Consider the following 26157-nt stretch of genomic DNA (forward strand, 5'->3'; position numbering starts at 1 on the left):
ACGCCCGGTCACCGTGGTGTTCCTGGGTACTTCAGATACCGGTTCGCCGGGTCCGTGAGGAAGGCGATCGTCGACGCCACCTCCTCCGGCTCGGCGAACCGGCCCATCGGGATCCGCGCGGCGGGGGCCTGGCGGGCGCGCCGGTCGCCCTCGGGGTCGTCGCCGCCGGCGCGGGTGGCGAGCTGGTCCCACATGGGGGTGTTGACCGGGCCGGGGCACACGGCGCTGACCGATACGTTGTCCGGGCTGAGTGGAGCCGGAGCCCTGGGCCCGCATGAGAGGGCCGACTTCGCGCAGGACGGAGTAGGCTCCCGTGACGTTGATCGCCATCACCCGGGAGAGCGCAGACTGACCAGGTCGTCATTGATGACCTGGGCTTGTTGCTGCAGCCGCGCGTTCTCGATCGCGAGTCATTCCAGGACTGTTCGCGTCTCCACCTTGCCAGCGGCGACGTCGTGTTGGGCCTGCACGATGGCCTCAAGGCGGTCGATGAACTGGGCTTGGTCCGTGGCGGGGGCAGCTCGGCCTGCTTCAGCAGGCCGGCATGCTCGCGATCTCTTCTTTCCCGTGCGATGCGAAGGCGCTCTGTCTCCTCGATCTCGCGTTCCAGTTCTCCCATACATCCGCCGCCAATGCCTTCGCGCTGGATTTCCCACCGCTTCTCTTGGGTGCGCAGCAGTTCCAGGTCACCCCGGGCCGCCTTCTTCTTTTCCTCCAGGCGGGTAAGCGACCGTTCGAGCTCGATGCGCTCGGCCTCGTGCGATACGGGCGTCCGCTCGGCCATGAAGCAGCGAAGGGCGGGGATTAATGTCCAGGATTTCGTCGCACCCGGCGACAACCGTGCGACAACGCCCGTGCCGGACAACGAAAAGGCCGCCTCCACGATCCCGCGGAGACGGCCTGCGCCCCGTGCAAACTCTGGTCGGGATCAGGATTTGAACCTGCGCCACTTGCCCCCCCGTATCGCGTCCCGTTCCGCAAGCGCCATGATCCACCGGCGTCGCATCCGCTAGGCAGCACTCGCCCACACGCTGGAGGGCTTGTGTGACTGTCGAGCCGATTTAACAGCTCCCGTCAGGCCTTGGAGCTGGGTCGACCGGGAATGTGACTGAGAATGGACTTCGAGAATCCCCCGTCGACACAGACATCCTGGCCAGTGACGTACCCTGCCAGTGGACTGACAAGAAACTCGATCACGTTCGCGATCTCCATCGGGTCGCCGATCTTCGACAACGGGATGATGTCTTCCCTTGCCTTCTTGACTTCGGGATCGAGGTACATCTTTTCAGTCATCTGCGTGCGAGTCATGCCTGGGGACACCACGTTCACGCGGATTCCGTCAGGCGCCCATTCCAGTGCGAGTGTCTGAGCCAACATCGTGAGTGCGGCCTTGGTCGGGCTGTAAGCACCCGATCCGGCATGTGGAAGCTGGCCGGACATCGAAGAGGTGAAACAGGCGGACCCGCTGCTGTCCTTCAGGTGCGGGTAACTCGCTTTGGCAAGTAGCCACGCTCCGCGGAGGTTGACGGAGAACATGCTGTCCCAGTCCTCGAGGGAGAGATCCTTGAGTGCTCCGGGGTTGGCGATGCCCGCATTCGCCACCAGCGCATCCAGGCCGCCGAACGCGTCGACCGCAGCGGATACCAGCTGACCGGGCACGTCAGGATCACCCAGGTCTCCCGCCAATGCGATGGCCTTTCCGCCCATCGACTGGATCGACCGGACGACCTCGTCCTGTCGCGCGTTCGCGGTGAGGCCGGATACCGCGATCATCGGCTTCTCGCCACGGGCAAGTGCCGCCTCCGCGAGCCTCAGGCTCACAGCCGCGCCAATGCCACTGCTTCCGCCACTGACCAGAACCCTCATTGCACACTCTCCTTGTATATTCCCAGCGGGCGTACTCAGCAGGCCGCTCAAGTACTAGCCCCTTACTGCTCGATGACCCTCGAAGTCACCCTGAACCCTGAGGCGTCGAAATCACTCTCCGAGATTCCAACCCTCTGCGCCGAGGTCCCGCATCGCCTTCGCGAATTCTTCGAGGGTGTTCTCTTCGCGAATGACTTCGAGCACGACGTTGTCGACCCCGATCGTTTCTTGGACGGCTTTACCCAGCCCGCTCCAATCGATCACCCCGGTGCCGATGGGGTCGTGACCCCATGTTTCCGTACCCGTGTCGGAGATGTGCATGAGTGCAATCGATTCGTGGTGTGAGCGCAGACCCGATACGGGATCCTCCTCGATGTAGGCGGCGTTCGCGACGTCGTACACGATTTTCAGTGCATCGTCGTTGACCGTGTCGACGATATCTGCCAGTTCCCCGATCGTCGGCGCAAAGCAGTAGGGGGTGTTCTCGAAGAGGAGTCGTTTTCCCGCCCGCTTGGCCAGCGGGATCAGCTCTTCCAGGCTTTCGTGCATCCACCCGTGGACCCTCTCAAGTGAGGGGGAGATCATAGGACGCCGCGTGCCGGGCGAGATCACAACTTCCGGGACATCCCAAGCCACCGCAAGATCGATCACCGATGCGATGTGCTCGATGCTCTTCCGGCGCATGCTGGCACCAGGGCTGGCCAGATTGATGTCGTATCCGCCGGCATTCAGGGACCGGATCTTGGCGCCGCTCTCGCTGAGCGTCGCCAGCATTGTCGAACGCTCGGAGTCAGAGAGCTCTTCCGGCCAGCAATGTGGAGAGCTGATGGGAACCTCGAAGGCGTTGTATCCATTCTGGACCAACTCGGCAATCGCATCATTCGCCGTCGCCGACCAAAGATACGAAAAAGTGTTGATGATCATTTGAATTTCCGTTCGATCTTTGAGGTGTCCCCATCGCGCGCTCGGTTGCAAGGGCGGCTACGGCCGGGACAGTTCCTGACGACCCCGTGTTCAGGGTGAAGTCACCCCATCAACTGCCCATCCCGAGCCGGGCGCCACCGGCGACATCCAGGCTCAGTCCGGTCAGATACCGGTTCGCCGGGTCCGTGAGGAAGGCGATCGTCGACGCCACCTCCTCCGGCTCGGCGAAGCGCGCTGGTGCTCGCCGAGTACGGCGCCGACGTGGTGTTGGCGGGGCGGCGCCCGGGGCCCCTGGAGGAGACGGCGAAGGAGATCGAGGCGCTGGGGCGCAGGGCACTCGCGGTGCCCACCGATGTCAGCGACGCCGAGCAGTGCAGAGCCCTTGTGGCCGCCGCGCTACGGGAGTTCGGGCACCTGGACGTGCTGGTGAACTGCGCCGGGGGCGGGCCGACCAAAGGCCCGCTGAAGTGGACCGACCAGGAGTGGCAGGACATCCTCGCCCTCAACCTCGGCAGCGTCTTCCACCTCTCCCGGGCGGCCGCGGCACCCATGCTGGAGCAGGGCCGCGGGGCGATCGTGAACATCTCGTCGGGCGCGAGCCTTCTTGCCATGCCACAGGCCGCACCGTACGGCGCGGCGAAGGCCGGCGTGAACAACCTGACCGGTTCGCTGGCGGCGGCGTGGACGCGCAAGGGCGTACGCGTCAACTGTGTCGCGGTGGGGGCCGTGCGGGCCGCGACGTTGGTGGACGAGGCCGAGCGGCAGGGCATCGACCTGGAGACCATCGCCGCGACGAACGGCTCTGGGCGTCTCGGTGAGCCCGAGGAGATCGGGCACGCCGTGCTCTTCTTCGCCTCCGACGCCTCGGCGTACTGCTCGGGCCAGACGCTGTACGTCCATGGCGGGCCGGGCCCCGCGGGGGTGTGACACCCGTGGCGGCGCCGCTACTTCCGGGGCTCCACCTCGTCCAAGTAGGCCTCCACGAAGGCCTCCACCTCCGCATGGGAGGTGGAGATGCCGACCGCCCCCTCCATGGCGACCATGCGCGGAGCGGCGGTGAGCAGGAAGACGAGGACCTCCGGTGCCGCGGTCGTGCCCGGCAGCCGGTAGTCCCGGTCGGAGCGCGCGATCGCGTCGAGCGCCATCGCCCGCGCCTTCTCGCCCGCCGCGGCGAGTTCCGCCCGGATGCTCTTGCGGTGGTTGGACAGCGACGTCAGCTCGGAGATCAGCGCCGAACCGACCCAGTCACTGGCGTACTCCCACACCGCCCGCAGCGGGGATCCTTTGGCGAGCCGCGCGGCGAGCATCTCCAGGCCCTGTTCGCTGCGCCGCCGGACCAGGGCGATGAACAGGTCGTCCAGCGCCGGGAAGTAGTACTGCACAAGCCCGGCCGTGACACCGGCGCGGGCCGCCACGGCGCGATAGCTCACGGCGGCGTACCCCTCCTCCAGCATCAGCTGCTCGGCGCAGGCCAGCATCGCCACCCGGGTTCTGGATGTCTGGGCACCGACTCGGCGGGCCTTCGCCATGTACTGCCTCCCATTGCTCGAACTACGCGTGCACTTCGCCGTGTTGGCGGTGCCGTACAAGCGTATGGCCCTCACGTACCGCGTGCCCACGACCTCTCGACTTCTCACCAAAGGAGGGGCAATGACTCTGACCGGCCTCTATTACGACCCCTATGACACCGCGATCGACCTCGATCCCTACCCCACGTACCGGCGCCTGCGCGACGAGGCACCCGTGTACCACAACGAGCGTCTCGGCTTCTGGGGCCTGAGCCGCTTCGACGATGTCGACTCCGCGCTCAAGGACACCCGCCGACTCAGCTCCGCCAAGGGTGACATCCTCGAAGTGGTGCAGGCCGCTCCGGTGATGCCGCCCGGTGTCTTCATCAACGAGGACCCGCCGCAGCACTCCGTCCACCGTGCCCTGGTGGCGCGGGCGTTCGCGCCGCGCCGGATGCGGGCGATCGAGGAGAAGGTACGTGCGTTCTGCCGCGCCTGCCTCGACCCGCTGACCGGCTCGGACCGGTTCGACTTCGTCACCGACCTCGGCGACGACCTGCCCATGCGCACCATCGGCATGCTCGTCGGGATCCCGGACGCCGAGCAGCCCAGGGTCCGCGATCACGCCCAGAGCAGCCTGCGCAACGAGCCGGGCCGCCCCCTCGCCGTGACCAAGGACAGCTACTTCGATCCCGGTATGTACTCCGAGTACGTGACCTGGCGGAGGCGGCACCCGTCGGACGACCTCATCACCGAACTCCTCAATCTGGAGTTCGAGGATGTCGACGGTCGTGTCCGTCGCCTCACCGAGACCGAGATCGTCACGTTCCTGGCTGTCATCGCGGGTGCGGGCGTGGAGACCACCGGGCGGCTGTTCGGCTGGATGGGCAAGGTGCTCGCGGAACACCCGGACCAGCGGCGGGAATTGACCGCCGACCGTTCCCTGATTCCGGGAGCCATCGAGGAGTTGCTGCGCTACGAGCCGCCCGGGCCACACGTCGCCCGCTACGTCACCGAGGACGTACGGTTCCACGACACGACCGTCCCCACCGGGTCCGCGCTGCTGCTCATGGTCTCCGCCGCCAACCGTGACGAGCGCCGCTTCACCGACCCCGACCGCTTCGACATCCACCGCGACGAGGGCCGGCACGTGACCTTCGGGCACGGCGCCCACCACTGCCTGGGTGCGGCGCTGGCCCGCCTGGAGGGCCGGATCGGCCTGGAGGAGGTCCTGGTCCGCTTCCCCGACTGGGAGATCGACCTCCCGAACGCGCGCCGCTCCCCCACCACCACGGTGCGCGGCTGGGACTCCATGCCGGTGGTCGTCTCCTGACGCCCCGCGCCGCTTCCTGCCGCAAGGACGAAGCCTCTCCCGGAAACCTCTGCCGTACCCGCTGTCAGGTGCCGTGCCCGCTGTCAGGGAAGCCGCGTCAATTCCTGCGCCACATCATGCTTCGCCGGCCCGCTGGTGCCGCGGGGCACCAGGCGCGGCGACACGACGTACTGCACGGGGCGGGTGCGGCCTTCGATGCGTTCGAGGAGAAGCTTCGCGCTCATCGTCCCGGTGAGGTGGCCCGATTGGTCGACCGTCGTGAGGGAGACCCGGCCGATGGTGGCGGCCGCGACATTGTCGTAACCCGTCACAGTGAGATCTTCGGGGACCCGTAGACCGTGCTCCTCCGCCGCACGCAGAACGCCGAGTGCGGCGACGTCCGCGCCGGCGAAGATCGCGGTCGGTGGAACCGGGCGGGCGAGCGCCTCCGTCGCGGCCCGGTGCCCGCCCTCTTCCGTGTACGACGTCTCGATGACGTCGGGCTCCAGGCCGTGCCGCTTCATCGCCTTGATGTAGCCGTCCCGGCGCGCCGTATGAGACAGGATGAAGGGGGCCTCCAGCCCGCCGGACGGCTCACCGGTGTGCACGATCCGTTCATGACCGAGGCCGACGAGGTGGTCGACGATCAGGCGTACACCCCCGTGGTCGTCGTCCACCACCGTGTCGAAGTGATGGGCGCCGCCGTGTCGCGCGATCACCACAGTGGGCAGCTCCTGCGCGAGCTGTTCCAGCCATTCCGTGCTCATCAGCGGCGTGACGATGATGAGCCCGTCCACCTGACGGTCCATCAACGCTTCGATGCTGCGCTGCTGCCGCTCCGGGGTGATGCCACCCGTGATCAGGATTTCCTGAAACGGACTCGGCTCGAGTTCCTCAGTGATTCCTTCGACGATCTCCGGCTGAAACGGATGGGACAGCGCCACGAGCATCACACCGATGGTGTACGAACGTCCCCGCATCGCGCGGGCGCCGGCCTGCGGCCGATATCCGAGCCGCTCGATCGCGGCGGTGACCTTCGTCCGCATCTGCGGACTGATGCCGTAGGCGTCGCGCAGCACCTTGGAGACGGCGGAGCGCGAAACCCCGGCTTCCCGCGCGACGTCCTGGATGGTCACTCGGCGGGCGCGGGCGGCCTTTGGCACACCTCCGCCGGGCGGTCCGAGCGCCGCAGACTGTTCGCCGCTTCGCACAGTCATGACACCTCACAGTTCGGCATCCAGGGCGCGACCATCCGCACGCGCCACGCTTGGTGAATGGGTTCGGGCCGTTGTCCCGCCTGCTCCTCCACAGCCTGTCACGGGGTGCAGCACCCTTGACACCCCGTCGAGCCCGTTCCTACGCTCCGAGTGTAGATCGGTCTACAAGTCCTCGACAGGCGCGCAGAGCACGGCACCCTCCGGTTCGCCGATTCCCGCCATCACGGAGAAGTCCCTTCATGACGACACTGCCCTCTCGCGTCCTGTTCGGCGCGGCCTACTACTACGAGTACCAGCCGTACGAACGCCTGCGGACCGACCTCGACCTGATGGCCGAGGCCCGCTTCTCCGTGATCCGGGTCGGCGAGTCGGTGTGGTCCACCTGGGAACCCGAGAACGGACGCTTCGACGTCGACTGGCTCCAACCCGTCCTGGACGGCGCCCATGAGCGGGGCATCTCCGTGATCCTCGGCACCCCGACGTACGCGGTGCCGCCGTGGCTCGCCCGCCAGTATCCGGAGATCGCGGGCGAACGGCGGTCCGGTGAGCGCATCGGCTGGGGTGCCCGGCAGGAAGTCGACTACACACACCCGGCGTTCCGCTTCCACGCCGAGCGGATCGTCCGCAAGGTCGTCGGCCGTTACGCGGCGCACCCCGCCGTCATCGGTTTCCAGGTCGACAACGAACCGGGACCGGAACTCCTCCACAACCATGGGGTGTTCCAGCGATTCCTCGATCACCTCAGGGAACGGTACGGAGACGTCGAGACACTCAACCGTGAGTGGGGGCTGGTCTACTGGTCGCACCGCCTGTCCACCTGGGCGGACCTGTGGACACCCAAGGGAAATTCCCAGCCGCAGTACGAGCTGGCCTGGCGCCGCTTCCAGGCGCGGCTGACTGGTCCGGGGATCCCGCGCTCGCGCACGTGCCTGTCGCGCTCCGGGACGTACTCGGCTCGGAGAAGTACGCGACCGGAGATCCGCTCGAACTGGGCGCGTGGGACGTCCGCGTCCTCGCCGAGGATGCCGCAACAGGACAGTGTGACCTGAACTGCCGTCTGTCTGACGTCAGTTGTGCGCTCCAGCCCGCGCCTTTTGGAATGAGTTGAGAGTGAACCTTCGAAGCTCGCAGTGGTACGCCGGCGAGGACCGCAACGCTTACATCCACCGGGCGTGGATGCGCCGTGGTACGCCGGACGATGCCTTCGCCGGCCGGCCGCAGATCGCCATCGCCAACACGGCCTCGGACCTGACCCCTTGTAACGCGCACTTGAACGAGGTGGCCGCCTCCGTCCGCGATGGCGTCCACGAGGCGGGCGGGATTCCGCTCGACCTCCCCAGGTCGAGAACGAGGTGGGGCTCCTTGGTGATTCCTGCGATCGCAGCGCACTCGCGGAGCGCGCATATCACCAACCGGTCCCCAAGGAAGTCATCGAGGCGATCGCCGGCGACGCAAACCTGCCCGTGCATCAGGACTGGGTCGCAGCGGGCAGTCTTCGAGCGGGCACATGGGCCGAGACGCTGGGTACCGGTGAGAACGCCGACGAGGCCTTCATGGCGACGGCTTACGCGGCGCACATCGAAGCGGTTGCTTCCGCCGGCCGTGCCCACCACCGTGTTCCGCTTTTCGTCAACGCCTGGCTCGACGTCGAGATCGACCCTGCCGACGGCATCCCGGGCCTGGAACCCGCAGGCGGCCAGAGGCCGGGAACCTATCCGAGAGGCGGTCCGATCGGACGGGTCGGCCCGATCTGGGACGCCGTGGCGCCTTCGCTGAGCATGCGAGCCCCCGATATCCACTTCGGTTCCTTCGCGGAGGTCTGCGCGGCCTACGCCGCACCGCAGGGCCGACTCTTCATCCCGGAGATGCGCCGCACTCCCGATGGAGTCAGCCACATGCTGTTCGCCGTCGGTGAGTTCCGCGCCATCGGCGTGTCTCCTTTCGGCGTGGACTCGCTTGAAACAGACGACCCGCAGTACGCGCACCTTGCGGACGGATACCGATTGCTGGGTGCTGCCGCCGGCGCCCTCCGGGAGCGGCCGGATGCCAGGAGCAGAGGTTTTCAGCTGAACGCCGACACCCCGGTCGCCTCGTTCGCGTGCGGCGGTTTCGAATTGAGGGTGGACATCCGGAACCCGTTCGGCGGCGACATGGAGCCTGGCTTCGGAATCGCCATCGAAGAGTCTCCGGACGTATTCCTCGTCATCGGACGCGGCTTCAGGGCCACATTCAGCGATCCCAACGGTTCGAAGGTCGGCATTCTCGCCGCGACGGAACTCGAATCCAACGACGACATGGCCGTCGTTCGGCACCTGAACGGAGACGAGACGGCGCTCGGACGGTTCCCGGCCTTGGGTGCGCGCTCAACATCACCGTTCCCCATACCGATTCTCACGCAGATGTCCGGTGTGGTCCGATTCTAGCTGTACCGCTACTGACCGGTCGGGGCGGAGGCCGCGAGTTCACGCAACAGCCCCCGCGTGCGGCGCGCGGACGCGGCCGGGTCCGGGCCGACCGGGACGATCGCGGCCCAGATGTCCGTGGCACCGGCCTCGAGCAGCGCGTGCAATTGGGCGGTGACGGCGTCCTCGTCGCCGACGAGTGCGGCGTCGGCGGGGGTCTCGGCGCCGCCAAGTCCCAGCACACGTCGGTAGTTGGGCATCCCCGCGTACGCACCGGAGGTGGCGGCGACCGCCTCGCGGGCCTCATCGGCCCGGTCGTGGACGGCGACCGGAAGTCCGGCCACGATCCGCGGCGCAGGCCGTCCCGCCTCGGCGGCGGCGTGGCGGATACGGGGCGCGATGTCGCTCGCGATCGCCTTCGTCGGCGCCATCCACAGCACCGTACCGTCGGCGTACTGTCCGGCGACGCGAAGCATGCGCGGCGAGAGTGCCGAAAGCAGGACGGGCACCGGCTGGTCGAGCGGGGTCATGCGGCCCGCGCTGCGGGTGGTCCAGTCCTCGCCCTGGAAGTCGACGTCCTCGCCGCGCAGCAGCCGGGCGAGGATCTGCACGTACTCCTCGGTGTTGCGCCCGGGACGGTCGTAGGACAGTCCGTAGACGTCGCTGATCAGGGACTCGTGGGACGGGCCGATGCCGATGGTCAGGCCGGGGCGGCCCATGGTGGCGGCGGCCGCCGCGGCGCGGTTGGCCTGGAGCAGCGGGTGGCAGGGGTAGGTCTGCAGCACGGCGGTGCCCAGTTCGATACGGCTGGTCTCGCGTCCGGCGAGCGCCATGGGGGTGAGCGGGTCGCCGGTGACGGTGCTGGCGTACCAGAGCGAGGAGAAGCCGTCCTCCTCCGCCCTGCGCGCCTGCCGTACGAGCTTCTCGGGGGTCGCTGCGCCTCCGGTCAGGCCGATCCGCATGGCGAATCCCTTCTGTCGTCTCTGTCGTCGACGGGTGTTGCACGACGGTACAAGAAGCTAATGTTCGCAACAGGAGAGTCCCATTCTCAAGTGACATTCTCTACTCCCCGAAGGAGATGAGCGTGGACCGCGCGGACCCTGTAGCCACAGAACTCGCCGAACTCCGCCGTGACGTGCGGTATTTGAAGGACCGCACGGCGATCCTCGACGTCATCACCCGCCATGCCCGCGGCTGCGACCGCCACGACGTCGACCTCATCACCGCCGCTTACCATCCCGACGGCCTCGACGAGCACGGCGCCACCACCAACTCCGGCCCCGCGTACGGAGAGTGGGCCAACGCCTCGCACGCCGCCACCTCGCAGGTGCACACCCACAACGTCACGACCCACACCTGCGACATCGACGGCGACACCGCCCACGCCGAGAGCTACGCCATCGTCGTCCTGCTCGGCAGCGACGGCCGCACGGCCCAGTTCATCAGCGGCCGATACCTCGACCGCCTCGAACGCCGCGACGGGCAGTGGCGCATCGCGCTGCGTCGCTCGACGGTCGAGGTGATGTTCCTCGCCGACGCCTCCGTCCTCCAGTCCTCCTTCTTCAAGGAACAGGGCTACCTCAAGGGCGTCCGCGACACGACCGACCTCAGCTACCGGCGCCCGCTGCTCATCGACACCCCCGCCCCGCAGCGCTGGTAGCGCCCGGAAACCCCGCCCCCCCACAGACAGGAGACGCGATGATCGGCACTCAGCGGCACCTGGAACCGTTCGGCATGGAGATCACCGACGTGTCCGGCACGGACCTGGTCGACCCGGCCGTCGCCGAAGAGTGCCGGGCGGCACTCGACCGCAGCGGTGTCCTCGTCTTCCGTGAACTGCACATCGAGGACGACGACTTCGTGGCGTTCACCCGCCTCCTCGGCGAACCCGTCACCGCCAGGACCAGCGAGCACCGGCACCCCGAGATCGACACGATCACCATGGACCCGGAGCGCGTCACCCCGGAAATGGTCGCCATCCGCAAGGGCAACTTCGAGTGGCACATCGACGGGGCCACACTCGCCGTCCCCCAGCGGGCCACCCTCCTCACCGCCCGCGAGATCGACGAGGCCGGCGGTGACACGGAGTTCGCCAACACCTTCCTCGCCTACGAGGCCCTGCCCGCGCAGGAGAAGCGGCAACTCGACGGCCTCCAGGTCGTGCACAGCTTCGCCGCCGCCCAACTGCGCGCCCACCCGGACGCGTCACCGAAGCAGCGCGCCGCCTGGGACCGCGTCCCCACCCGGCAACACCCCCTCGTTTGGACCCGCGGCAACGGCCGCAAGTCCCTGCTCGTGGGCGCCACCGCCGGCGAGATCGTCGGCCGGCCCGTCGAGGAGGGGCGCGCCCTCCTCGACCACCTCACCCGGTGGGCGACGCAGCCGCGGTTCGCCCTGCGCCACCGCTGGCGCCGCGGCGACCTGGTGATCTGGGACAACACCGGCATGCTCCACCACGCCCTGCCCTTCGAGCCGACCTCGCGGCGCCTGATGCACCGCACCACGCTGGTCGGCGAGGAGGCGGTCGCCTGAGCCCGGCCGCGTCCGAGCGGTCCCGGTCAGGTGGACTGCCGGGAGACGAGCCGCAGTATCGACAGGTCGGCGGCCACAGTGGGCTCCGCTCCTCGCAGCACGGCTTCGAGCTGCGCCGCGGCGGAGTCCATGAGCCGGCGCACGTCGACCGCCACCGAGCTCAGCGACGGCGACCACAGAGCGGCGATGTCGATGTCGTCGTGACCGATGACCGCCAGGTCGAGCGGCACCTGGATCCCGAGTTCCCGTGCGGCGGCCAGGGTCGCGAGGGCGACGTGATCGTTGTAGGCGGCCACTCCGAGCGGCACGTCGCGCGGCAGCGACTCCAGGGCCTCGACCGCCTCGGCGATGTCCAACGGCATCGGGCACCACAGCGGCTCCTGGAGGCCGAGCGTCGCGCACATGTCCTCGATCGCGGCGAAGCGCAGGTCACCAAAGGTGTCGTTGCGCTGGTCGGAGATCGCGGCGTAGACGATCCGGCGCCGGCCGTGGCGTACCAGTTCCTCGACCTGGAGGCGGGCGAGCCGGAGGAGGAACCCTCCGCCGCTCGCGGGGAAGAACCCCGCCCTCGGGACGGTGGGGATGCCCTGGCTCTCCAGCTCGGCGCGGGCGTCGGCGTCGAGCAGGCCGAGGTCAACCACGGCGAGCGGGCGCATCTTGAGCAGCGCACGCGCCGTCGTCGCCGGGTCGATGTCGGCGAACCGCAGAACCACGTTCGACGCCGGCCCCTCCAGGTCTGCCGTCAGCCGCTCCAGCGCGTCCTGGATGGGCATGCCGCCCATCGATGTGCGCGGCATGACGGCCACGATGGTGTCGCCTCGCCCGGTGACAAGGCTGCGCCCCGCGGACCAGGGGCGGTAGGACAGTTCGGCGGCGGCCCTGCGCACCTTCTCGCGGGTCGCCTCAGGGAACCGCGCCTCACGGCCGTTGAAGATGTGGCTCACGGTCGCGCGGGAGACGCCGGCGCGCTGTGCGACGTCCTTGGCGGTGGCGGGACGGGCGGTGGCCGGGCGAGGCGAACTGGGCTTCGGCACACGGCAATTGTGGCATGCGCGGCCCATTTTGGTACCACGTGATACCGGCTAATCTCCCGATCGTCGCTCGGATCACCGGCCGTACAGCGCGGACCCTGCATCCGGTCAAGGAGGACCTTGATGTCAGACGCACCCAACTCGCCGCCGCCCTCGGGGAGTCCAGCCCCTCGGACACGTGCGGAAGAGGACTCCCCGAGCCCGAACCCGAACCCGGTGGACGAGCCCGCGGCCACTGTCACCCCCACGCTCCCCCGCGTCCGCGGAGCCTTCATCTTCGGCCTGGTGGCAGCCACGTTCGGAGTGATGATGGCGATCATCCTGCCGACCGCGTTCTCGCTCTCGGTGGTGCTCGAACGGATCGCCCCGGGACGGGAGCAGATGCTGGGCGGGATCGCCGCGGCCGGCGCGCTGGCCGGGATGCTGAGCGGTCCGGCCGCCGGTGTCTGGAGCGATCGCACCCGCTCTCGCCACGGCCGCCGCCGCCCGTTCCTGCTCGGCGGGCTCGTCGTGGGCGTGGCCGGGTCGGTCGTGCTCGCCTTCGCGGGCAACGTCGGCATGCTGTACGCCGGTTGGATCGTCGCCAACCTGGGACTCGGGACCTCCGTAGCGGCCCTGCTCAACATTCAGGCCGACAGGTTGCCGGAGGAGCAGCGCGGCCGGGTCGCAGGTCTCACCGGCTTCGCCGGGATGACCGCTCCCGTCCTCGGTGTCGCGCTGGCCTCCGCGCTCGGCGGCGATCAGCGCATGCTGTTCCTCGTCCCCGGGGCCGTCGCGACCGTGTGCATCGTGGCCTTCGGGCTCTTAATGAAGGATCCCGACACCCGCGACCACGCCCAGGTCCCGCTCTCCTTCGGCACGGTCGCCGCCAAGTACGTCTTCGATCCCCGCAAACACCCCGCCTTCGCCTGGAACTGGCTCGGCCGCATCGTCTTCTTCATGGGGATCAGCGGGAGCACCACGTTCACGACGTTCTTCTTCGCCCAACGCCTCGACATGCCCGTGCACGAGGTCGCGGGCGTGGTCGCGTCCCTCTCGGTGCTCGGGATCGGCGGCGGGATCATCGGCAACATCGGGAGCGGGTACCTGTCGGACAAGGTGAAGCGCCGCCGGGTGTTCATCCTGGCCGGAGCCATGGCCATAGCCGCGGGCTCGGTGGTCACCGCGCTGGCGGGCGGGGTGCTCGGAATCGCCGTCGGCCTGCTGATCACCAACTTCGGGATCGGGGTCTTCTCCGCGGTCGACCAGGCGATCGTCCTGGACGTCCTGCCCGAACGCGACACCGACGCCGGCCGCTACATGGCTCTGATGGCCTTCTCCCAGGGGATCCCCAACATCCTCGCGCCACTGATCGCGGGCTACGTGATCACCATCGGCGCCGGCGAAGGCGCGAAGAACTACACACTGCTCTTCCTGCTGACGGGGGCGTTCGCGCTGATCGGCGCGGCGATCATCCACACCAAGGTGAAATCCGTCCGATGACCCCGTCCGATGACTCCGTCCGATGACCTGGAGGTTCTTGATGACGACCACTTCCTTCAATGACGGCTGGACCGTGGGCCCGCACACCGGCCTGTTCTCCAAACTGAGCGGGGGTGAGGAGAAGACGCCCGTCACACTGCCCCACGATGCCCTCATCTCGACGGCCCGCGCGCCCGAACACCGCGGCAAGGGCGGGTACTTCCCGAGCGCCGCGTTCCAGTACACGAAGGACTTCGTCGCACCCGAGGAGTGGCGCGGCAAGCACGTCAGGCTGCATTTCGACGGGGCGTACCGCGACGCCATGGTCTACGTCAACGGCGCCCTCGCGGCGAACCGCGCCGGCGGTTACACGCCCTTCGACGCGGTGCTCGACCCGTACCTCCGGTTCGGGGAGTCCAACTCGGTCCGCGTGCACGTGCGCACGCACGACGACTCGCGCTGGTACGCCGGTGCCGGCCTCTACCGCGACGTACGCCTTGAGGTCCGCGAGCCGGTGCACATCCGGCCCGGCCACCTGCACGTGTCGACACCGGTGATCGACGACGACCTGGCGGTGGTCGAGTTCGCGTTCCCGGTGGACAACCTGACCGGTGAGACCCGCACCCTCGACGTGCGGGTGGCTCTGACCGCGCCCGGCGGCGGGGTCGCCGCGGAGGCGATCGAACCCGTCACCGTCCTCGCGCGGTCCTCGGCGCCCGTACGGATGCGGCTCTACGTCGACGCGCCGCAGCGGTGGAGCGTCGACACCCCGCAACTGTACGCGGCCGCCATCCAACTCCACGACGGGGCCACGGAGTTGGATGCGGCGGATCTGCGGGTCGGCCTGCGCAGCCTGCGCCTCGACCCCAGGCACGGGCTGCGCGTCAACGGCGACCTCCTCAAGCTCAGGGGCGCGTGCATCCATCACGACAACGGGCCCCTCGGTGCGGCCGCGTTCGCCGACGCCGAGGCACGCAAGATCCGGCTCCTCAAGGAAGCCGGGTTCAACGCCGTGCGCAGCGCCCACAATCCGATGAGCGAGGCGATGCTCGACGCCTGCGACGAGCTCGGCATGATCGTCATGGACGAGGCCTTCGACATCTGGACCGTCCAGAAGTCGTCGTTCGACTACTCGGTGTCCTTCCCCGACTGGTGGGAGCGGGACCTGGAGGCGATGGTGCGCCGCGACCGCAACCACGCGAGCGTGCTCTTCTACTCCATCGGCAACGAAATCCCGGAAACCGGCGATGAGTTCGGCGCGAACCTCGGGCGCCGGCTGGCCGAGACGGTGCGCGGTCTCGACCCCGACCGCTTCGTCACCAACGGCATCAACGGCTTCGTGTCCGTCATGGACGATCTGCTCCGGCTGAAGGCCTCGGGCGGGCTCCCGGCGAGCGGGGTGAACGACGCCATGGCCGACCCCGCGGGCACGGAACGCATGAACCAGCTGAACCGTTCCTCGCTCGTCACGGAGAAGACCGCCGAGTCCTTCGCCGTGCTGGACGTGGCCGGCATGAACTACGGCGACGCCCGCTACGACCTGGACGCGGAGGCGATACCGCGCCGCATCATCGTCGGCACCGAGACCTTCCCCACCCGCATCGCCTCCAACTGGCCGCTCGTTCAGAAGCATCCGCAGGTGATCGGTGACTTCACCTGGACCGGGTGGGACTATCTCGGCGAGGCGGGCATCGGTCGCCCCAAGTACGCGGGCGAGGCCCTGGACCACGAGGCACCGTACCCGTGGCTCACCGCCTGGTGCGGTGACATCGACATCACCGGCCACCGGCTGCCCGCCTCGTACTTCCGTGAGATCGTCTTCGGTCTGCGCAGCGACCCGTACATCGCGGTCCGCAACCCCGAAACGGCGAAGCTCACCCAGCTCACGGACGCGTGGGCCTGGTCGGACAGCCAGTCCAGCTGGACCTGGGACACCCCCGAAGGCACACGGACGGTGGTCGAGGTCTACTCCGCCGACGACGAGGTGGAGCTCCTCTTCGACGGCCGCTCACTCGGCAGCCGACCCGCCGGCCCCGCCCACGGGTTCACCGCACTGTTCGACGTCGAGTACCACCCCGGCGAGCTCGTCGCGATCGGCCGCTCGGCCGGCCGCGAGACCGGCCGCTGCGCGCTCTCCTCACGCAAGGGCGACGCGCTACTCACCGTGCGCCCAGAGCGCAAGTCCGTCCCGCTCGGGCCTGGTTCGCTTCTCTACGTGCCCGTGGAGATCGTCGACGAGAAGGGCACGCTCCTGACGACCGACGAGCCGGCCGTGACCGTGTCCCTCGATGGGCCCGCCGTACTCCAGGCGCTCGGCAGTGCGCGGCCCGACAACGAGGAGCCGTTCTCGCTGCCGACGCACCACGCCTTCCGGGGCCGCCTCCTCGCCGTCCTCCGGCCCACGGGTACCGGCACTGTGAGTGTCGTCGCCACGGCGGAAGGGGGCGCGTCCGCCGAGGCCCACATCGACGTAACGGACGAGACACCCCGCCGGTCCGCCGACGCATGAGCAAGAAGGACCACCGAACGACCCTCGCGACCCATGCGACCCCACGAAAGGCACACCCATGCACCCCCTCGTCGCACAGATGACACTCAAGGAGAAGGCGTCCCTCCTGTCGGGCGAGAGTGTCTGGAGCACCGCCGGTGTCGACCGCCTCGGGATCCGGCCGGCCATCCTCACCGACGGACCGCACGGCGTGCGCTACCAGGCCACGACCGGCGACTCCCTCACCATCTACGACAGCAGGCCCGCCACCGCCTTCCCCACCGCGTCCGCCACCGGCTCGACCTGGGACCCCGAGTTGCTGCGGGAGATGGGCGAGGCGCTCGGTCGCGAGAGCCGTGCGCTCGGCGTGGACGTACTCCTCGGCCCGGGCGTGAACATGAAGCGCTCTCCCCTGTGCGGACGCAACTTCGAGTACTTCTCCGAGGACCCGCTGCTGTCCGGGGTGCTCGGCGCGGCCTGGGTGAACGGCGTACAGTCCCAGGGCGTCGGCGCGTCGGTCAAGCACTTCGCCGCCAACAATCAGGAGACCGAGCGCCAGAGCGTCAGCGCCGTCGTCGACGAGCGGACGCTGCGGGAGATCTATCTGCCGGCGTTCGAGCGGGTGGTGACGGAGTCCCGTCCGGCGACCGTGATGTGCTCCTACAACCGCGTCAACGGTGTGTTCTCGTCGGAGAACAGGTGGCTGTTGACCGACATCCTGCGTGACCAGTGGGGATTCGACGGCTACGTCGTCTCCGACTGGGGAGCCGCCGTCCAGCACCCCGTGCGGGCGGTCGCGGCCGGCACGGACCTGGCGATGCCCGTCGCCAGGGGGCACGCGGAGCGGATCCTGGCCGCGGTGGAGGACGGGTCGCTGGAGGAGTCCGTCGTCGACCGCGCCGTATCGCGTGTCCTCACGGTGCACGACAGGATCCGGGACGAGCGGGGCCCGGAGGCGACGGGACAACAGGCGCCGGCAGTGGACTGGGAGGCGCATCACGCGCTGGCCCGCCGTATCGCCTCGGACAGCACGGTGCTCCTGGTCAACGACGGCGGGCTGCTGCCCCTGTCACCGGACACGGGGGGCCGGATCGCGGTCGTCGGCGAGTTCGCCCGCACGCCGCGTTTCCAGGGCGGCGGCAGCTCGCACATCACGCCCACCCGCGTCGACACCGCCCTTGACGCCCTCCGGCGGGCCGCCTCGCGCCCAGTGACGTTCGCACCCGGCTTCCGGCTCGACGGCCGGCACGATCCCGCACTGGTCGACGAGGCCGTGGCCGCAGCCCGCGCCGCCGACGTCGTCGTGCTCTTCCTCGGCCTGCCCGACGCCGACGAGTCCGAGGGGAGCGACCGCGAGCACCTCGACCTGCCCGCCGCTCAACTCACCCTGGTCGAGGAACTGTTGGAGGCGCACGCTCGGGTGGTGGTAGTCCTCGCGAACGGCTCCGTGGTCACGCTGCGGGCACTTGCGGGGCGCGTGCCCGCGATCCTCGAAACCTGGCTGGGCGGCCAGGCCTCCGGGTCCGCAACCGCCGACGTGCTGTTCGGGGCGGCCGAGCCCAGCGGGCGGCTCGCCGAGACGCTACCGCTGCGCCTGGCCGACACACCGGCCCACGTCAACTGGCCCGGCACCGCTGAGCGCGTGCTCTACGGGGAGCGGCTCTACATCGGCTACCGCTGGTACGACCGCACGGAGCGCGACGTGCAGTTCCCGTTCGGGCACGGCCTGAGCTACACCACGTTCTCCCTGACGGACGTCGAGGTGACCGTGCCGGATCCCACCGTCGCCCGCGCGACTGTCGAGGTCACCGTCACCAACACCGGCGAACGGCACGGCGCTCAGGTCGTACAGGTCTATGTCGGCGACCCGGTCTCCTCCGTCGACCGTCCGGTGCGCGAACTCAAGGGCTTCACCAAGGTCCGCCTCGCCCCGAGTGAGAGCCGCAAGGTGCGCGTCCACCTCGACGAGCGGGCCTTCGCCTACTGGGACGAGGCGGGCTGGACCGTCGAGCCCGGCACCTTCCGCGTCGAAGTGGGCGTCTCCTCACGGGACATCCACGCCGTACGCGAGATCCACCTCGACGTCCCCGCACCCGCGCCCCGCCTCAACGGCGACTCCTCGATCGGAGCCTGGATGGCGCACCCGGTGGGCGGCCCGCTGCTGGAGGATCTCCTGACCAACAGCGGCTCCCGGTCGACGATGCTGCACAACAAGGAAATCCGGAAGATGGCCCAGGCGATGCCGTTGTCCACCGCGCTCGGCTACACGGGCACGGCCGACCTCGACGCCGCGGTGGCGGATCTGGTGGCACGCGTGACCGGCACGGGCTGACCGGTCACGGCGCGGGCCCCCGTCTCAGCCGAGCGCTTCGGTGAGGGCGGTGATCACGGACTGGCCGCGGTCGCCTTCATTGGTCATGCGGTTGGTCAGGTAGGCGAAACCCACCTTGGCGTCGGGGTCGGCGAAGGCGACCTGTCCGCCGGCACCGTCGTGGCCGAACGAACGGGGCGTGAGGTAGGGCTCCCAGTCCGACGGCCGCATCACCCCGGCGCCCCAACTCTGGTACGGCGGGGGCTGCGTGACGAAAGCCGGCCCTGAACTGCGCACGGCGCACAGCGATTCCACCGTCCCGTCGTCGATCAAGCGCACCCCGCTGGTCGGCGTGACGGTGGCCGAGTAGATCCGGGCCAGCCCGCCCGCCGTCGCGATGCCCCCCGCACCAGGCAGTCCGGCGCGTTGGAAGCGAGGTTCGTTGAAGTGCTCCAGGGTGATGCCGCAGCCAAGGTGCCCGGCACGTTCCAGCCATGCGATCGCCTCGGCATCCGCTGTCGGCGGGCCCGCCTCGAGGGTGTCCGTGATGGTGGGTGCCACGCGTGACATCTCCGTGTCGGGCAGGCCGATCCAGGCTTCGGCCCCCAGCGGGTCTGCGACGAGTGCGTCGAAGCAGCCCCGGATCGGCAGCCCGGTGGCGAGGACGACCAGCTTCCCCGTGATGGCGCCATGGGTGACCGCGTGGTACTGGTGGTGCTCGCCCGGAGTCCACAGAGGCTCCTGCACGGCAAGGGCGTCGGCCATCAGCTCGCTGTCGAGCACCTCCTCCATGGTGAGATCCCGGCGCGGGGCGGACAGACCGGCCCGGTGGGCCAGCGCGTCGCCGATGGTGATGCGGTCCTTGCCGTGCGCGCCGAACTCGGGCCATATCCCGGCGAGTGGGGTGTCGTATCCGGGCAGCGCACCGCGCTCCACGAGCATCGCCACCAGGATCGACGCCATGCCCTTCGTGCAGGAGAACGTGACGACGGGGGTGTCGGAGGTGAACGCGCGTCCCGACCGCTCGTCCGCGATGCCGCCACAGATGTCGACGACGGGTTTTCCTTCGATCCATACGGACAGTGCGGCCCCGCCGCGTTCATCGTCGGGGACGGTGCGCCGGAACGCGTCCGCCACCTTCTCGAAGCCGGCTTCCACCAGGCTCATCTGTGGGAATCCTTCCGGTAGTTGGGGTCTTTGAGATCAGTGAGGTCGTCGAGGTCAGCGCACGACGACACGCATCCGCCCCAGGTTCTGGACCGTCGCGTACGGGGTCTTGGTGTCACCCTCGCGCTGGCTGACCGCGCGCAGGGAGGGGAAGTATGTTCCCGGCTCGGTGTAGGTGTACGAGGCGCTCGTCTCCACCGTGCCGCTCGGTGGCCCGAAGGGGCGGCTGGTGAACTCTCCGTCGCCCTTGAAGTCCCAGTCGGTGGCGACGACCTTGCCGGTGCCGGGAGGGGTCGTGATGCCGGCCTTGAAGGTGACCGGCTGCCCGGCCTTCACCTCGACCGTGTTCCGGCCGCCGGCCCGCAGGTCGACGACCGGCTGGATCCCGCCGCGCTCCGTCGCCCCGGCGGGCACAGAGACCTGGCTGTCGCGCACGCTGTACCGGGTGGACGCGGGTGGCTTCACGCCCTTTTCGGCCCAGGCGCTCACATCGCGCAGGGCCTGCTGGAGGGAACCCGTGGCGTTGATCAGGTTCGGTGCGTGCGGCCCGATGTGGTCGGCGTTGTCGTTGAACCAGACGCGGAAGTTGTCGTTGGCGCCGACCTGTTGGGCGTACCAGTCGGAGTCCCAGGGGAAGGCGTCGACGTCGAGGAGGTTGCCGACCATGAGCACTTTCCCGTTGATCTTCCCGGTGTGGGTGCCGCCGCCGGAGACACTCTGCGATATCGCGGGGCCGACCTCGACGGGGCGCTGGGGATAGCGGGGTGTGCCATCGGCGTTGCGGAACTGGTCCCAGGCGTAGAAGCCCCGCCGGCTCGGTACCTGATGACGGTGGTAGGAGGTCAGGGCGAGCGACCACCGGTTGTCGGCACGGATCTTCGCTCCCGCCTTGAGAGCGTCCAGGACCTCGGCGGAGTTGCCGTCGCCGACGGTGAACACCTTGTCCTTCAGCGTCCCCTTGAGGGTGCCGACCTTGGTCGTACCGTCGGCCGCGTAGAGCGTGAAGTCCAGCGGTGTGCGGCTCGCCGGCGGGGCGCTGTCCAAGGTCACCGTCTTGGAGTCCACCCCGGTGACGGTCGACTCGTGGTCCACCTTCGCGGCCCGGATGAGGTCGCCGAGCCCGGACTTCTCCGTTCCCAGGTATCCGGGCTTGCTCCAGAAGTCGTCCGCGTAGGTCGGGTCCATGGCGCGCACGGTGTCCGTGAATCCCATCAGGCCTTGGGGGTCGTCCAGGCCGAGCAGGTAGCGGTAGTTCTCCCAGCCGCGCAGCGGCACGCCCATGCGCGTCACTTCGCGCAGGACCGAGCGCTCCACCGTGTTCAGCGAGGCGTACAGGTCGCCGGAACCTCCGGGCCGGACGGCGTCGGCGATCTGCGGGGCCTTGTCCTCGAGGACGACGCGGGCGAACGCGCGGACGAAGAAGTTGTTCGGGATCGAGGTCGGCACGCCCGGGATGAACGGCACGGCGCCGTCCCACACCCCCTTCGTGTTCTCCATGGCACCGATGGTCTGGTACGAGCCGCCGCTGCCGCCCCAGATGTAGCCGTAGATCGTGCCCTTCGTGTCGTAGTAGTCGGCCGCGACGGTCTCGGCGAACTTGGCCGCGGCGGCGTCGGCCCGGTAGCCGATGGTGCCGTTGATCTGGACTGTGTACGCGCCGCTGTCCGCGCCGAAGGCGATGGTGTCGTCCGTGGCGTTCTCGTTCTGCGTCGGATACACATACTGGAAGAAGCGGCCCTTCCACTGGTCCTTGGGCGGCAGGTAGATGTTGAACTTGACCTGCGTGCCCTCGAAATGGCCCGAGACTCTGTGGTGGCGGGCCGGGCTTGTCTGCTCGGACTCGCTGTCGACGACGGGGTTCTTGTAGTCCGGGTCGACGCAGTCCGCGGTGACCTGGACGGGTCCGCCGGGTGTGGCTGCCTGGCACTCACCGCTCGCGGCAGAAGCGCTGTGGGCGGGCAGCAGGCAGAGGACGAGACCGGCGACGGCTGCGCCGGCGGGTGCGAGTGACTTGGGCATGGGGAGTTCCCGTTCCTCGAGTGGGGATCAGTTGCCGAGGGCTTCCTGCATCTTCTTCAGCACGTCGTCGATCGACTCCTTGCCGAGGAAGATCGCTTGCACGCCCTGCTGGGCCACCTCGTTGACCTTCGGGTTGGGCCAGTCGGCGAGCTTGGCCGACTTGCCGTCCGCGACGGCCTTGTCGAAGGTCGCCAGGTTCTTCGGCGCCTTGTACGAGTCGTTGGGGATGATCGGCGCGCTGGCGTACCCGTTCGCGTACTTGTTGATCTGCTTGGGCTCCGCGAGGAAGTTGAGGAACGCCTTGGCCGCGCCCGGGTTCTTGGCCTTCGCGTTGACGGACACGGTGAATCCGGGGAGCGCCGTGAAGTAGGTGTCGTCGGGATTGTCGGTGGCCGGCAGCGCGGAGAAGGTGAACTCGTGCTTGGGCGCCTGCTGCTGCACGCCCGCGATCCCGGCTCCCACGTTGACGAGTCCCAGGGCCTTGCCCGAGGCCACCTCCGAGATTGCCTGTGCCGAGGAGCGGCCCATCGCGCTCTTTCCGAAGCAGCCGGCGTCGTTCATCTCCTTGTACTTCGTCAGTGCCTCCTTCCAAGGAGACTGAGGGACAGTGGTCTTCTTCTCCTTGAGCCGGGTCGAGAAGTCGGGGGTCGGCCCGTACACGAGCGTGCCGGTCAGCGCGAGGTACACCATTTGTGGTCCTGCCGGGTCGTTGAGCCCCTGGGCGAAGGCGTACGTGTCGTGCTTCTTGGCATCGGCGCAGAAGTCCAGGACCTCGCTCCACGTCGTGGGGGTCTTGAGGCCCAGCTTGTTGATGTGGGTCTGGTCGTATATCGCGCCAAGTCCCTGGATCGTTCCCGGATAGGCGTACGTCTTGCCCCCGGTGCCCATGTCGGAGCGCCACAGCTTCGGGATGTCGTCGACCCACGGCGAGTCCGACAGGTCGAGCAACTTGCCCTGGGGAGCCAGGGTGCCGACGTTCATGGCGCCGCCCGTACCGGGCTGGGTGATGAACACGTCGGAGACGGTGCCGGCTTGTATCTGGTTCCCGACCAGGTTGGAGACGTCCCCGCTGACGTAGTTCACGTCGGCCTTTACGCCGGAATACCTCTTCTCGAATGCCGTGACCACCGGATCGAGCGCGGCCTGGAAGTCCTTGGGGTAGAGAATGGTCAGCTTGCCACTGACATCTCCCTTGGCCGTGGACGTGGAGCCGGGGGTCCCGCCGCCGTCGGGGGATGTCGAACACCCGGCGAGCAGCAGGCCGACTGCCGTGGCAGCACCGACTGCCTTGATCGATACCTTCATTGCACTCTCCTGAACAGTGTGGGGCGAGGCGCCATGGGATGGGGCGAAGGCGGTTCAGCCCTTGAGGCCGCTGGCGAAGCCCTGGATCACGTAGCGCTGGAAGACGAGGTAGAGGAGCAGGATCGGGGCCATCGAGATGATCAGGCCGCCGAAGATCAAGGGCCATTGGGTGGTGTACTGGCCGACGAACTCGTAGAGGACGACAGGGGCCGTCTTCTGATCGCTGCCGGACAGGTACAGCAGGGGCGTGAAGAAGTCGTTCCAGATGCCCACCGCGTTGAGGATCACCACGGTGCCGAGCACCGGGCGCAGCAGCGGCACGACGATGTGGAGGAAGGCGCGCAGGTCGCCGCAGCCGTCGATGCGTGCGGCCTGCTCGTACTCCAGGGGCACGCTGCTCCTGAGGAAGGTGGTCACCAGGAAGATCGACAGCGGCATCATCAGACCCGTGTAGTAGATGATCAGCGACCAGACCGAGCCGAGCAGGCCCAGGTCACGCATCATCAAATACAGCGGCAGCAGGGCGACTTGGAACGGGAGCAGCATGCCGATGAGGAAGACGTAGAAGATGACCGTCGACAGGCGTGCCATGGAGCGGGCCAGCGGGTAGGCCGCCATCGTGGAGAGCGTGATGATCGCCAGGCAGGAGGCCGTCGTGAGGAAGGCGCTGTTGCCGATGGCGCTGGCAAGTTCCGACTCCGTGAGCGCCTGGGACAGATTGTCCAGGGTGGGCCGGGTGGTCGGCACCAGGGCCGACGACAGGTCGTCGACGGGCCGGACGGCAAGATTCACCAGGACGTAGAGCGGGAGCACGAAGAGCAGGGCGGCGCCGTAGGCGACGGTGTGGTTGGCCGCGCTGCCAAGCCGTTTGATGTTCACGCGTTGCCCTTCTGCCGGCGGAGAACGGCGAACTGGATGAGAGCAAGGACGGCGACACCGATGGCGAGGGCGACCGACATCGCCGCGGACAGGCCGTAGTCGCCGACGCTGTTGAACTGCTTGTAGATGAGGGTGGAGATCGTCTCGGTCTGTCCGGCCGGGCCTCCGCCGGTGATCGCGTAGATCTGGTCGAAGATCTTCAGCCCGGCGATCAGGCTGAGCATCAGGTTGATCGTGAACGCGGGAGCGAGCAGCGGCCGGGTCACGTGCCAGAACCGCCGCCAGGCGCCGGCGCCGTCGATCGCGGCGGCCTCCAGGAGATCGGCCGGGATGCCCTGGAGGCCGGCCAGGTAGATCACCATCGACAGGCCGACGAACTGCCAGCAGATGACGACGATCACGGCCACGAACGCGGTGTCCGGCCGGCCGAGCCAGTCCTGCTGGAGGCTGTCGAGGCCGAGCCACGCGAGGATGTCGTTCACGGCGCCGGTGCCGGGTGCCGCGAAGAGGTACTTGAACAGGTAGCCGCACACCAGCGGAGAGACAATGGCGGGCGCGAAGATCAGGGTGCGCAGGACGTTCCGGCCGAAGACCCGGGTGTTCAGTACGAGGGCCAGGAGCAGGCCGATCACGTTCTGGAGGACCGTGGTGATGGCGGCGATCACCAGGGTGCGTACCAGGACGTCCGACGTGGTCTGGTCCTTGAAGATCGATGTGTAGTTCCGTGCCCCGATGAACTCGTGGTGCGGGGAGTAGATGGTCCAGTTGGTGAACGACATGTAGATGCCCTGCGCGGTGGGCACCACCACCACGTACAGGTAGAGGACCGCGGCGGGCACCACGAACCACCACAGGTTGCGGCCGATGCTGCGCCGCGCGGGCGGCCGCCGTGACCCCAGTGTGAGGGGGCGGGAAGCGGGTGTTCGGTGACGCGCGTCGCGGCCGAGTGTTGTCGCCATCGGCTCCTCCGGGAGGAAGGTTCGGTCAGTAGGTGGCACGGCCGCCGCTGATGTCGTAGACGGCGCCGGTCGAGAAGCTCATCCGGTCGGAGGCGAGCCAGGCGATCAGCTCGGCGACCTCTTCGGCGCGGCCGATCCGCCCCATCGGGATGAGGCTGGTGATGTGGGCCAGCGCGTCAGGGGTGGTGGTGGCGTTCATCGGTGTCTCGATGACGGCCGGAGCGATGGCGTTGGCGAGTACGCCGCTGGTGGCCAGCTCCTTGCCGAGGGACTTGGTGAGCGCGATGACGGCCCCCTTGGAGGCCGAGTACGGCGCCATGTTGGGGTTGCCGTCCTTGCCGGACATGCTGGCGATGTTGACGATCCGCCCCCAGCCCGACGCGCGCATGAGGGGCACGAACGTGCGGCACACGTTGAAGGTGCCGTGCACATTCACCTCGAACGTCTCGCGCCAGGCCGCCGGGTCGATCTCCCACAGGGGGACCTGGGGTCCGACCACCCCGGCGGAGTTGACCAGGATGTCGACCGGACCCACCTCGGCGGCGGCGGACCGAAGGGCCGTGAGATCGGTGACGTCACAGACGAGGTCGGCTCCGGTGGCGATGTCGAGGGTGACGACCTTGACGCCGTCGGCCTCGATACGGGCGGCGGTGGCCTTGCCAAGGCCGCTGGCGCCTCCGGTGATGAGCGCTGTGCGCATGCTGCCCCTTCAACGTCGTATTCCATTAAATGGACCGCTGTTCTCGTTCTCGGAATGCGCGGCGAGCGTAGCGAGG

Annotated in this window: 22 protein-coding genes and 2 pseudogenes; 11 read left to right on the plus strand and 13 right to left on the minus strand. The window is 68.4% G+C overall.

Annotated elements, in window-relative coordinates; genetic code table 11:
- Window positions 1-8: 8 nt before the first annotated feature.
- Complete coding sequence (locus tag ACP4E5_RS08610; protein WP_483030242.1) at window positions 9-221, minus strand: SDR family oxidoreductase; 213 nt, start codon at window positions 219-221, stop codon at window positions 9-11.
- A gap of 323 nt (window positions 222-544) precedes the next feature.
- Between ACP4E5_RS08610 and ACP4E5_RS08615 the strand changes: the two genes are divergently transcribed.
- Complete coding sequence (locus tag ACP4E5_RS08615; protein WP_425826584.1) at window positions 545-808, plus strand: hypothetical protein; 264 nt, start codon at window positions 545-547, stop codon at window positions 806-808.
- Window positions 809-1074: 266 nt separating this feature from the next.
- On the opposite strand, the gene ACP4E5_RS08620 is transcribed toward ACP4E5_RS08615, so the two are convergent.
- The gene (locus ACP4E5_RS08620; RefSeq protein ID WP_425826586.1) at window positions 1075-1866 is read right to left on the minus strand and encodes an SDR family NAD(P)-dependent oxidoreductase; all 792 of its coding nucleotides are present in this window, start codon (window positions 1864-1866) and stop codon (window positions 1075-1077) included.
- A 111-nt stretch (window positions 1867-1977) separates the two neighbouring features.
- Complete coding sequence (locus ACP4E5_RS08625) at window positions 1978-2790, minus strand: sugar phosphate isomerase/epimerase family protein (RefSeq protein WP_425826588.1); 813 nt, start codon at window positions 2788-2790, stop codon at window positions 1978-1980.
- Window positions 2791-3027: 237 nt separating this feature from the next.
- Between ACP4E5_RS08625 and ACP4E5_RS08630 the strand changes: the two genes are divergently transcribed.
- Complete coding sequence (locus ACP4E5_RS08630) at window positions 3028-3717, plus strand: SDR family NAD(P)-dependent oxidoreductase (protein WP_425826590.1); 690 nt, start codon at window positions 3028-3030, stop codon at window positions 3715-3717.
- Window positions 3718-3734: 17 nt separating this feature from the next.
- On the opposite strand, the gene ACP4E5_RS08635 is transcribed toward ACP4E5_RS08630, so the two are convergent.
- A complete protein-coding gene (locus ACP4E5_RS08635) occupies window positions 3735-4319 on the minus strand; it encodes a TetR/AcrR family transcriptional regulator (protein ID WP_425826592.1) in 585 nt (194 codons plus the stop codon).
- 121 nt (window positions 4320-4440) lie between these two features.
- Here ACP4E5_RS08635 and ACP4E5_RS08640 point away from each other — a divergent pair, with 121 nt between their 5' ends.
- The gene (locus ACP4E5_RS08640) at window positions 4441-5631 is read left to right on the plus strand and encodes a cytochrome P450 (protein WP_425826594.1); all 1191 of its coding nucleotides are present in this window, start codon (window positions 4441-4443) and stop codon (window positions 5629-5631) included.
- An 83-nt stretch (window positions 5632-5714) separates the two neighbouring features.
- Here the strand turns inward: ACP4E5_RS08640 and ACP4E5_RS08645 are convergent, their stop codons facing one another.
- The gene (locus tag ACP4E5_RS08645) at window positions 5715-6827 is read right to left on the minus strand and encodes a LacI family DNA-binding transcriptional regulator (protein WP_425826596.1); all 1113 of its coding nucleotides are present in this window, start codon (window positions 6825-6827) and stop codon (window positions 5715-5717) included.
- 239 nt (window positions 6828-7066) lie between these two features.
- Between ACP4E5_RS08645 and ACP4E5_RS08650 the strand changes: the two are divergent.
- The 3 genes and pseudogenes from ACP4E5_RS08650 to ACP4E5_RS08660 all read left to right on the plus strand — a co-directional run.
- A pseudogene (locus tag ACP4E5_RS08650) lies at window positions 7067-7720 on the plus strand (beta-galactosidase); the annotation flags it as partial.
- Between the two features lie 217 nt (window positions 7721-7937).
- Window positions 7938-8165: pseudogene (locus tag ACP4E5_RS08655) on the plus strand (dihydroxy-acid dehydratase domain-containing protein); the annotation flags it as partial.
- Window positions 8166-8179: 14 nt separating this feature from the next.
- Entirely contained in the window at window positions 8180-9250 is a 1071-nt protein-coding gene (locus ACP4E5_RS08660) for a DUF5597 domain-containing protein (RefSeq protein ID WP_425826598.1), read from the plus strand.
- Between the two features lie 8 nt (window positions 9251-9258).
- On the opposite strand, the gene ACP4E5_RS08665 is transcribed toward ACP4E5_RS08660, so the two are convergent.
- The gene (locus ACP4E5_RS08665) at window positions 9259-10191 is read right to left on the minus strand and encodes a TIGR03564 family F420-dependent LLM class oxidoreductase (protein WP_425826600.1); all 933 of its coding nucleotides are present in this window, start codon (window positions 10189-10191) and stop codon (window positions 9259-9261) included.
- A gap of 122 nt (window positions 10192-10313) precedes the next feature.
- Here ACP4E5_RS08665 and ACP4E5_RS08670 point away from each other — a divergent pair, with 122 nt between their 5' ends.
- Together ACP4E5_RS08670 and ACP4E5_RS08675 are read left to right on the plus strand one after the other, a co-directional pair.
- Window positions 10314-10889, plus strand: a complete 576-nt coding sequence (locus tag ACP4E5_RS08670; protein WP_425826602.1) for a nuclear transport factor 2 family protein — start codon at window positions 10314-10316, stop codon at window positions 10887-10889.
- A 38-nt stretch (window positions 10890-10927) separates the two neighbouring features.
- Window positions 10928-11761, plus strand: a complete 834-nt coding sequence (locus ACP4E5_RS08675) for a TauD/TfdA dioxygenase family protein (RefSeq protein WP_425826604.1) — start codon at window positions 10928-10930, stop codon at window positions 11759-11761.
- Between the two features lie 26 nt (window positions 11762-11787).
- Here ACP4E5_RS08675 and ACP4E5_RS08680 read toward each other — a convergent pair whose 3' ends face one another.
- Window positions 11788-12795 (minus strand): LacI family DNA-binding transcriptional regulator, encoded by a 1008-nt coding sequence (locus ACP4E5_RS08680; protein ID WP_425826606.1) that lies wholly within the window; start codon window positions 12793-12795, stop codon window positions 11788-11790.
- Between the two features lie 120 nt (window positions 12796-12915).
- Between ACP4E5_RS08680 and ACP4E5_RS08685 the strand changes: the two genes are divergently transcribed.
- The 3 genes from ACP4E5_RS08685 to ACP4E5_RS08695 are packed head-to-tail and all read left to right on the plus strand — an operon-like array spanning window position 12916 to window position 19073.
- Entirely contained in the window at window positions 12916-14274 is a 1359-nt protein-coding gene (locus ACP4E5_RS08685) for an MFS transporter (RefSeq protein WP_425826608.1), read from the plus strand.
- 40 nt (window positions 14275-14314) lie between these two features.
- Entirely contained in the window at window positions 14315-16762 is a 2448-nt protein-coding gene (locus ACP4E5_RS08690) for a glycoside hydrolase family 2 TIM barrel-domain containing protein (RefSeq protein ID WP_425826610.1), read from the plus strand.
- A gap of 58 nt (window positions 16763-16820) precedes the next feature.
- Window positions 16821-19073, plus strand: coding sequence for a glycoside hydrolase family 3 C-terminal domain-containing protein (locus ACP4E5_RS08695; protein ID WP_425826612.1), 2253 nt, complete (start codon window positions 16821-16823; stop codon window positions 19071-19073).
- Window positions 19074-19097: 24 nt separating this feature from the next.
- On the opposite strand, the gene ACP4E5_RS08700 is transcribed toward ACP4E5_RS08695, so the two are convergent.
- The 6 genes from ACP4E5_RS08700 to ACP4E5_RS08725 are packed head-to-tail and all read right to left on the minus strand — an operon-like array spanning window position 19098 to window position 26081.
- On the minus strand, window positions 19098-20219 hold the full coding sequence (locus ACP4E5_RS08700; protein ID WP_425826614.1) for a serine hydrolase domain-containing protein: 1122 nt from the start codon (window positions 20217-20219) through the stop codon (window positions 19098-19100).
- 54 nt (window positions 20220-20273) lie between these two features.
- Complete coding sequence (locus ACP4E5_RS08705) at window positions 20274-22238, minus strand: PKD domain-containing protein (protein WP_425826616.1); 1965 nt, start codon at window positions 22236-22238, stop codon at window positions 20274-20276.
- A 27-nt stretch (window positions 22239-22265) separates the two neighbouring features.
- Window positions 22266-23543, minus strand: coding sequence for an ABC transporter substrate-binding protein (locus ACP4E5_RS08710; RefSeq protein ID WP_425826618.1), 1278 nt, complete (start codon window positions 23541-23543; stop codon window positions 22266-22268).
- A 54-nt stretch (window positions 23544-23597) separates the two neighbouring features.
- Window positions 23598-24422, minus strand: a complete 825-nt coding sequence (locus ACP4E5_RS08715) for a carbohydrate ABC transporter permease (protein ID WP_425826620.1) — start codon at window positions 24420-24422, stop codon at window positions 23598-23600.
- A complete protein-coding gene (locus tag ACP4E5_RS08720; RefSeq protein ID WP_425826622.1) occupies window positions 24419-25381 on the minus strand; it encodes a carbohydrate ABC transporter permease in 963 nt (320 codons plus the stop codon). Before ACP4E5_RS08720 ends, ACP4E5_RS08715 begins: the two co-directional genes overlap by 4 nt.
- Window positions 25382-25406: 25 nt before the next feature.
- Window positions 25407-26081: an SDR family NAD(P)-dependent oxidoreductase gene (locus tag ACP4E5_RS08725; protein ID WP_425826624.1), complete on the minus strand. Its 675-nt coding sequence runs from the start codon at window positions 26079-26081 to the stop codon at window positions 25407-25409.
- Between the last annotated feature and the right edge of the window lie 76 nt (window positions 26082-26157).

Source organism: Streptomyces fractus (genome assembly GCF_049844455.1).
Taxonomy (GTDB): domain Bacteria; phylum Actinomycetota; class Actinomycetes; order Streptomycetales; family Streptomycetaceae; genus Streptomyces; species Streptomyces fractus.

Excerpts from the sequence above, each read along its gene's own strand:
- ACP4E5_RS08615 (WP_425826584.1), top strand. The coding sequence starts at position 545 with ATGCTCGCGATCTCTTCTTTCCCGTGCGATGCGAAGGCGCTCTGTCTC.
- ACP4E5_RS08620 (WP_425826586.1), bottom strand. The coding sequence starts at position 1,866 with ATGAGGGTTCTGGTCAGTGGCGGAAGCAGTGGCATTGGCGCGGCTGTG.
- ACP4E5_RS08625 (WP_425826588.1), bottom strand. The coding sequence starts at position 2,790 with ATGATCATCAACACTTTTTCGTATCTTTGGTCGGCGACGGCGAATGAT.
- ACP4E5_RS08635 (WP_425826592.1), bottom strand. The coding sequence starts at position 4,319 with ATGGCGAAGGCCCGCCGAGTCGGTGCCCAGACATCCAGAACCCGGGTG.
- ACP4E5_RS08640 (WP_425826594.1), top strand. The coding sequence starts at position 4,441 with ATGACTCTGACCGGCCTCTATTACGACCCCTATGACACCGCGATCGAC.
- ACP4E5_RS08645 (WP_425826596.1), bottom strand. The coding sequence starts at position 6,827 with ATGACTGTGCGAAGCGGCGAACAGTCTGCGGCGCTCGGACCGCCCGGC.
- ACP4E5_RS08665 (WP_425826600.1), bottom strand. The coding sequence starts at position 10,191 with ATGCGGATCGGCCTGACCGGAGGCGCAGCGACCCCCGAGAAGCTCGTA.
- ACP4E5_RS08675 (WP_425826604.1), top strand. The coding sequence starts at position 10,928 with ATGATCGGCACTCAGCGGCACCTGGAACCGTTCGGCATGGAGATCACC.
- ACP4E5_RS08685 (WP_425826608.1), top strand. The coding sequence starts at position 12,916 with ATGTCAGACGCACCCAACTCGCCGCCGCCCTCGGGGAGTCCAGCCCCT.
- ACP4E5_RS08690 (WP_425826610.1), top strand. The coding sequence starts at position 14,315 with ATGACGACCACTTCCTTCAATGACGGCTGGACCGTGGGCCCGCACACC.
- ACP4E5_RS08695 (WP_425826612.1), top strand. The coding sequence starts at position 16,821 with ATGCACCCCCTCGTCGCACAGATGACACTCAAGGAGAAGGCGTCCCTC.
- ACP4E5_RS08700 (WP_425826614.1), bottom strand. The coding sequence starts at position 20,219 with ATGAGCCTGGTGGAAGCCGGCTTCGAGAAGGTGGCGGACGCGTTCCGG.
- ACP4E5_RS08705 (WP_425826616.1), bottom strand. The coding sequence starts at position 22,238 with ATGCCCAAGTCACTCGCACCCGCCGGCGCAGCCGTCGCCGGTCTCGTC.
- ACP4E5_RS08710 (WP_425826618.1), bottom strand. The coding sequence starts at position 23,543 with ATGAAGGTATCGATCAAGGCAGTCGGTGCTGCCACGGCAGTCGGCCTG.
- ACP4E5_RS08720 (WP_425826622.1), bottom strand. The coding sequence starts at position 25,381 with ATGGCGACAACACTCGGCCGCGACGCGCGTCACCGAACACCCGCTTCC.
- ACP4E5_RS08725 (WP_425826624.1), bottom strand. The coding sequence starts at position 26,081 with ATGCGCACAGCGCTCATCACCGGAGGCGCCAGCGGCCTTGGCAAGGCC.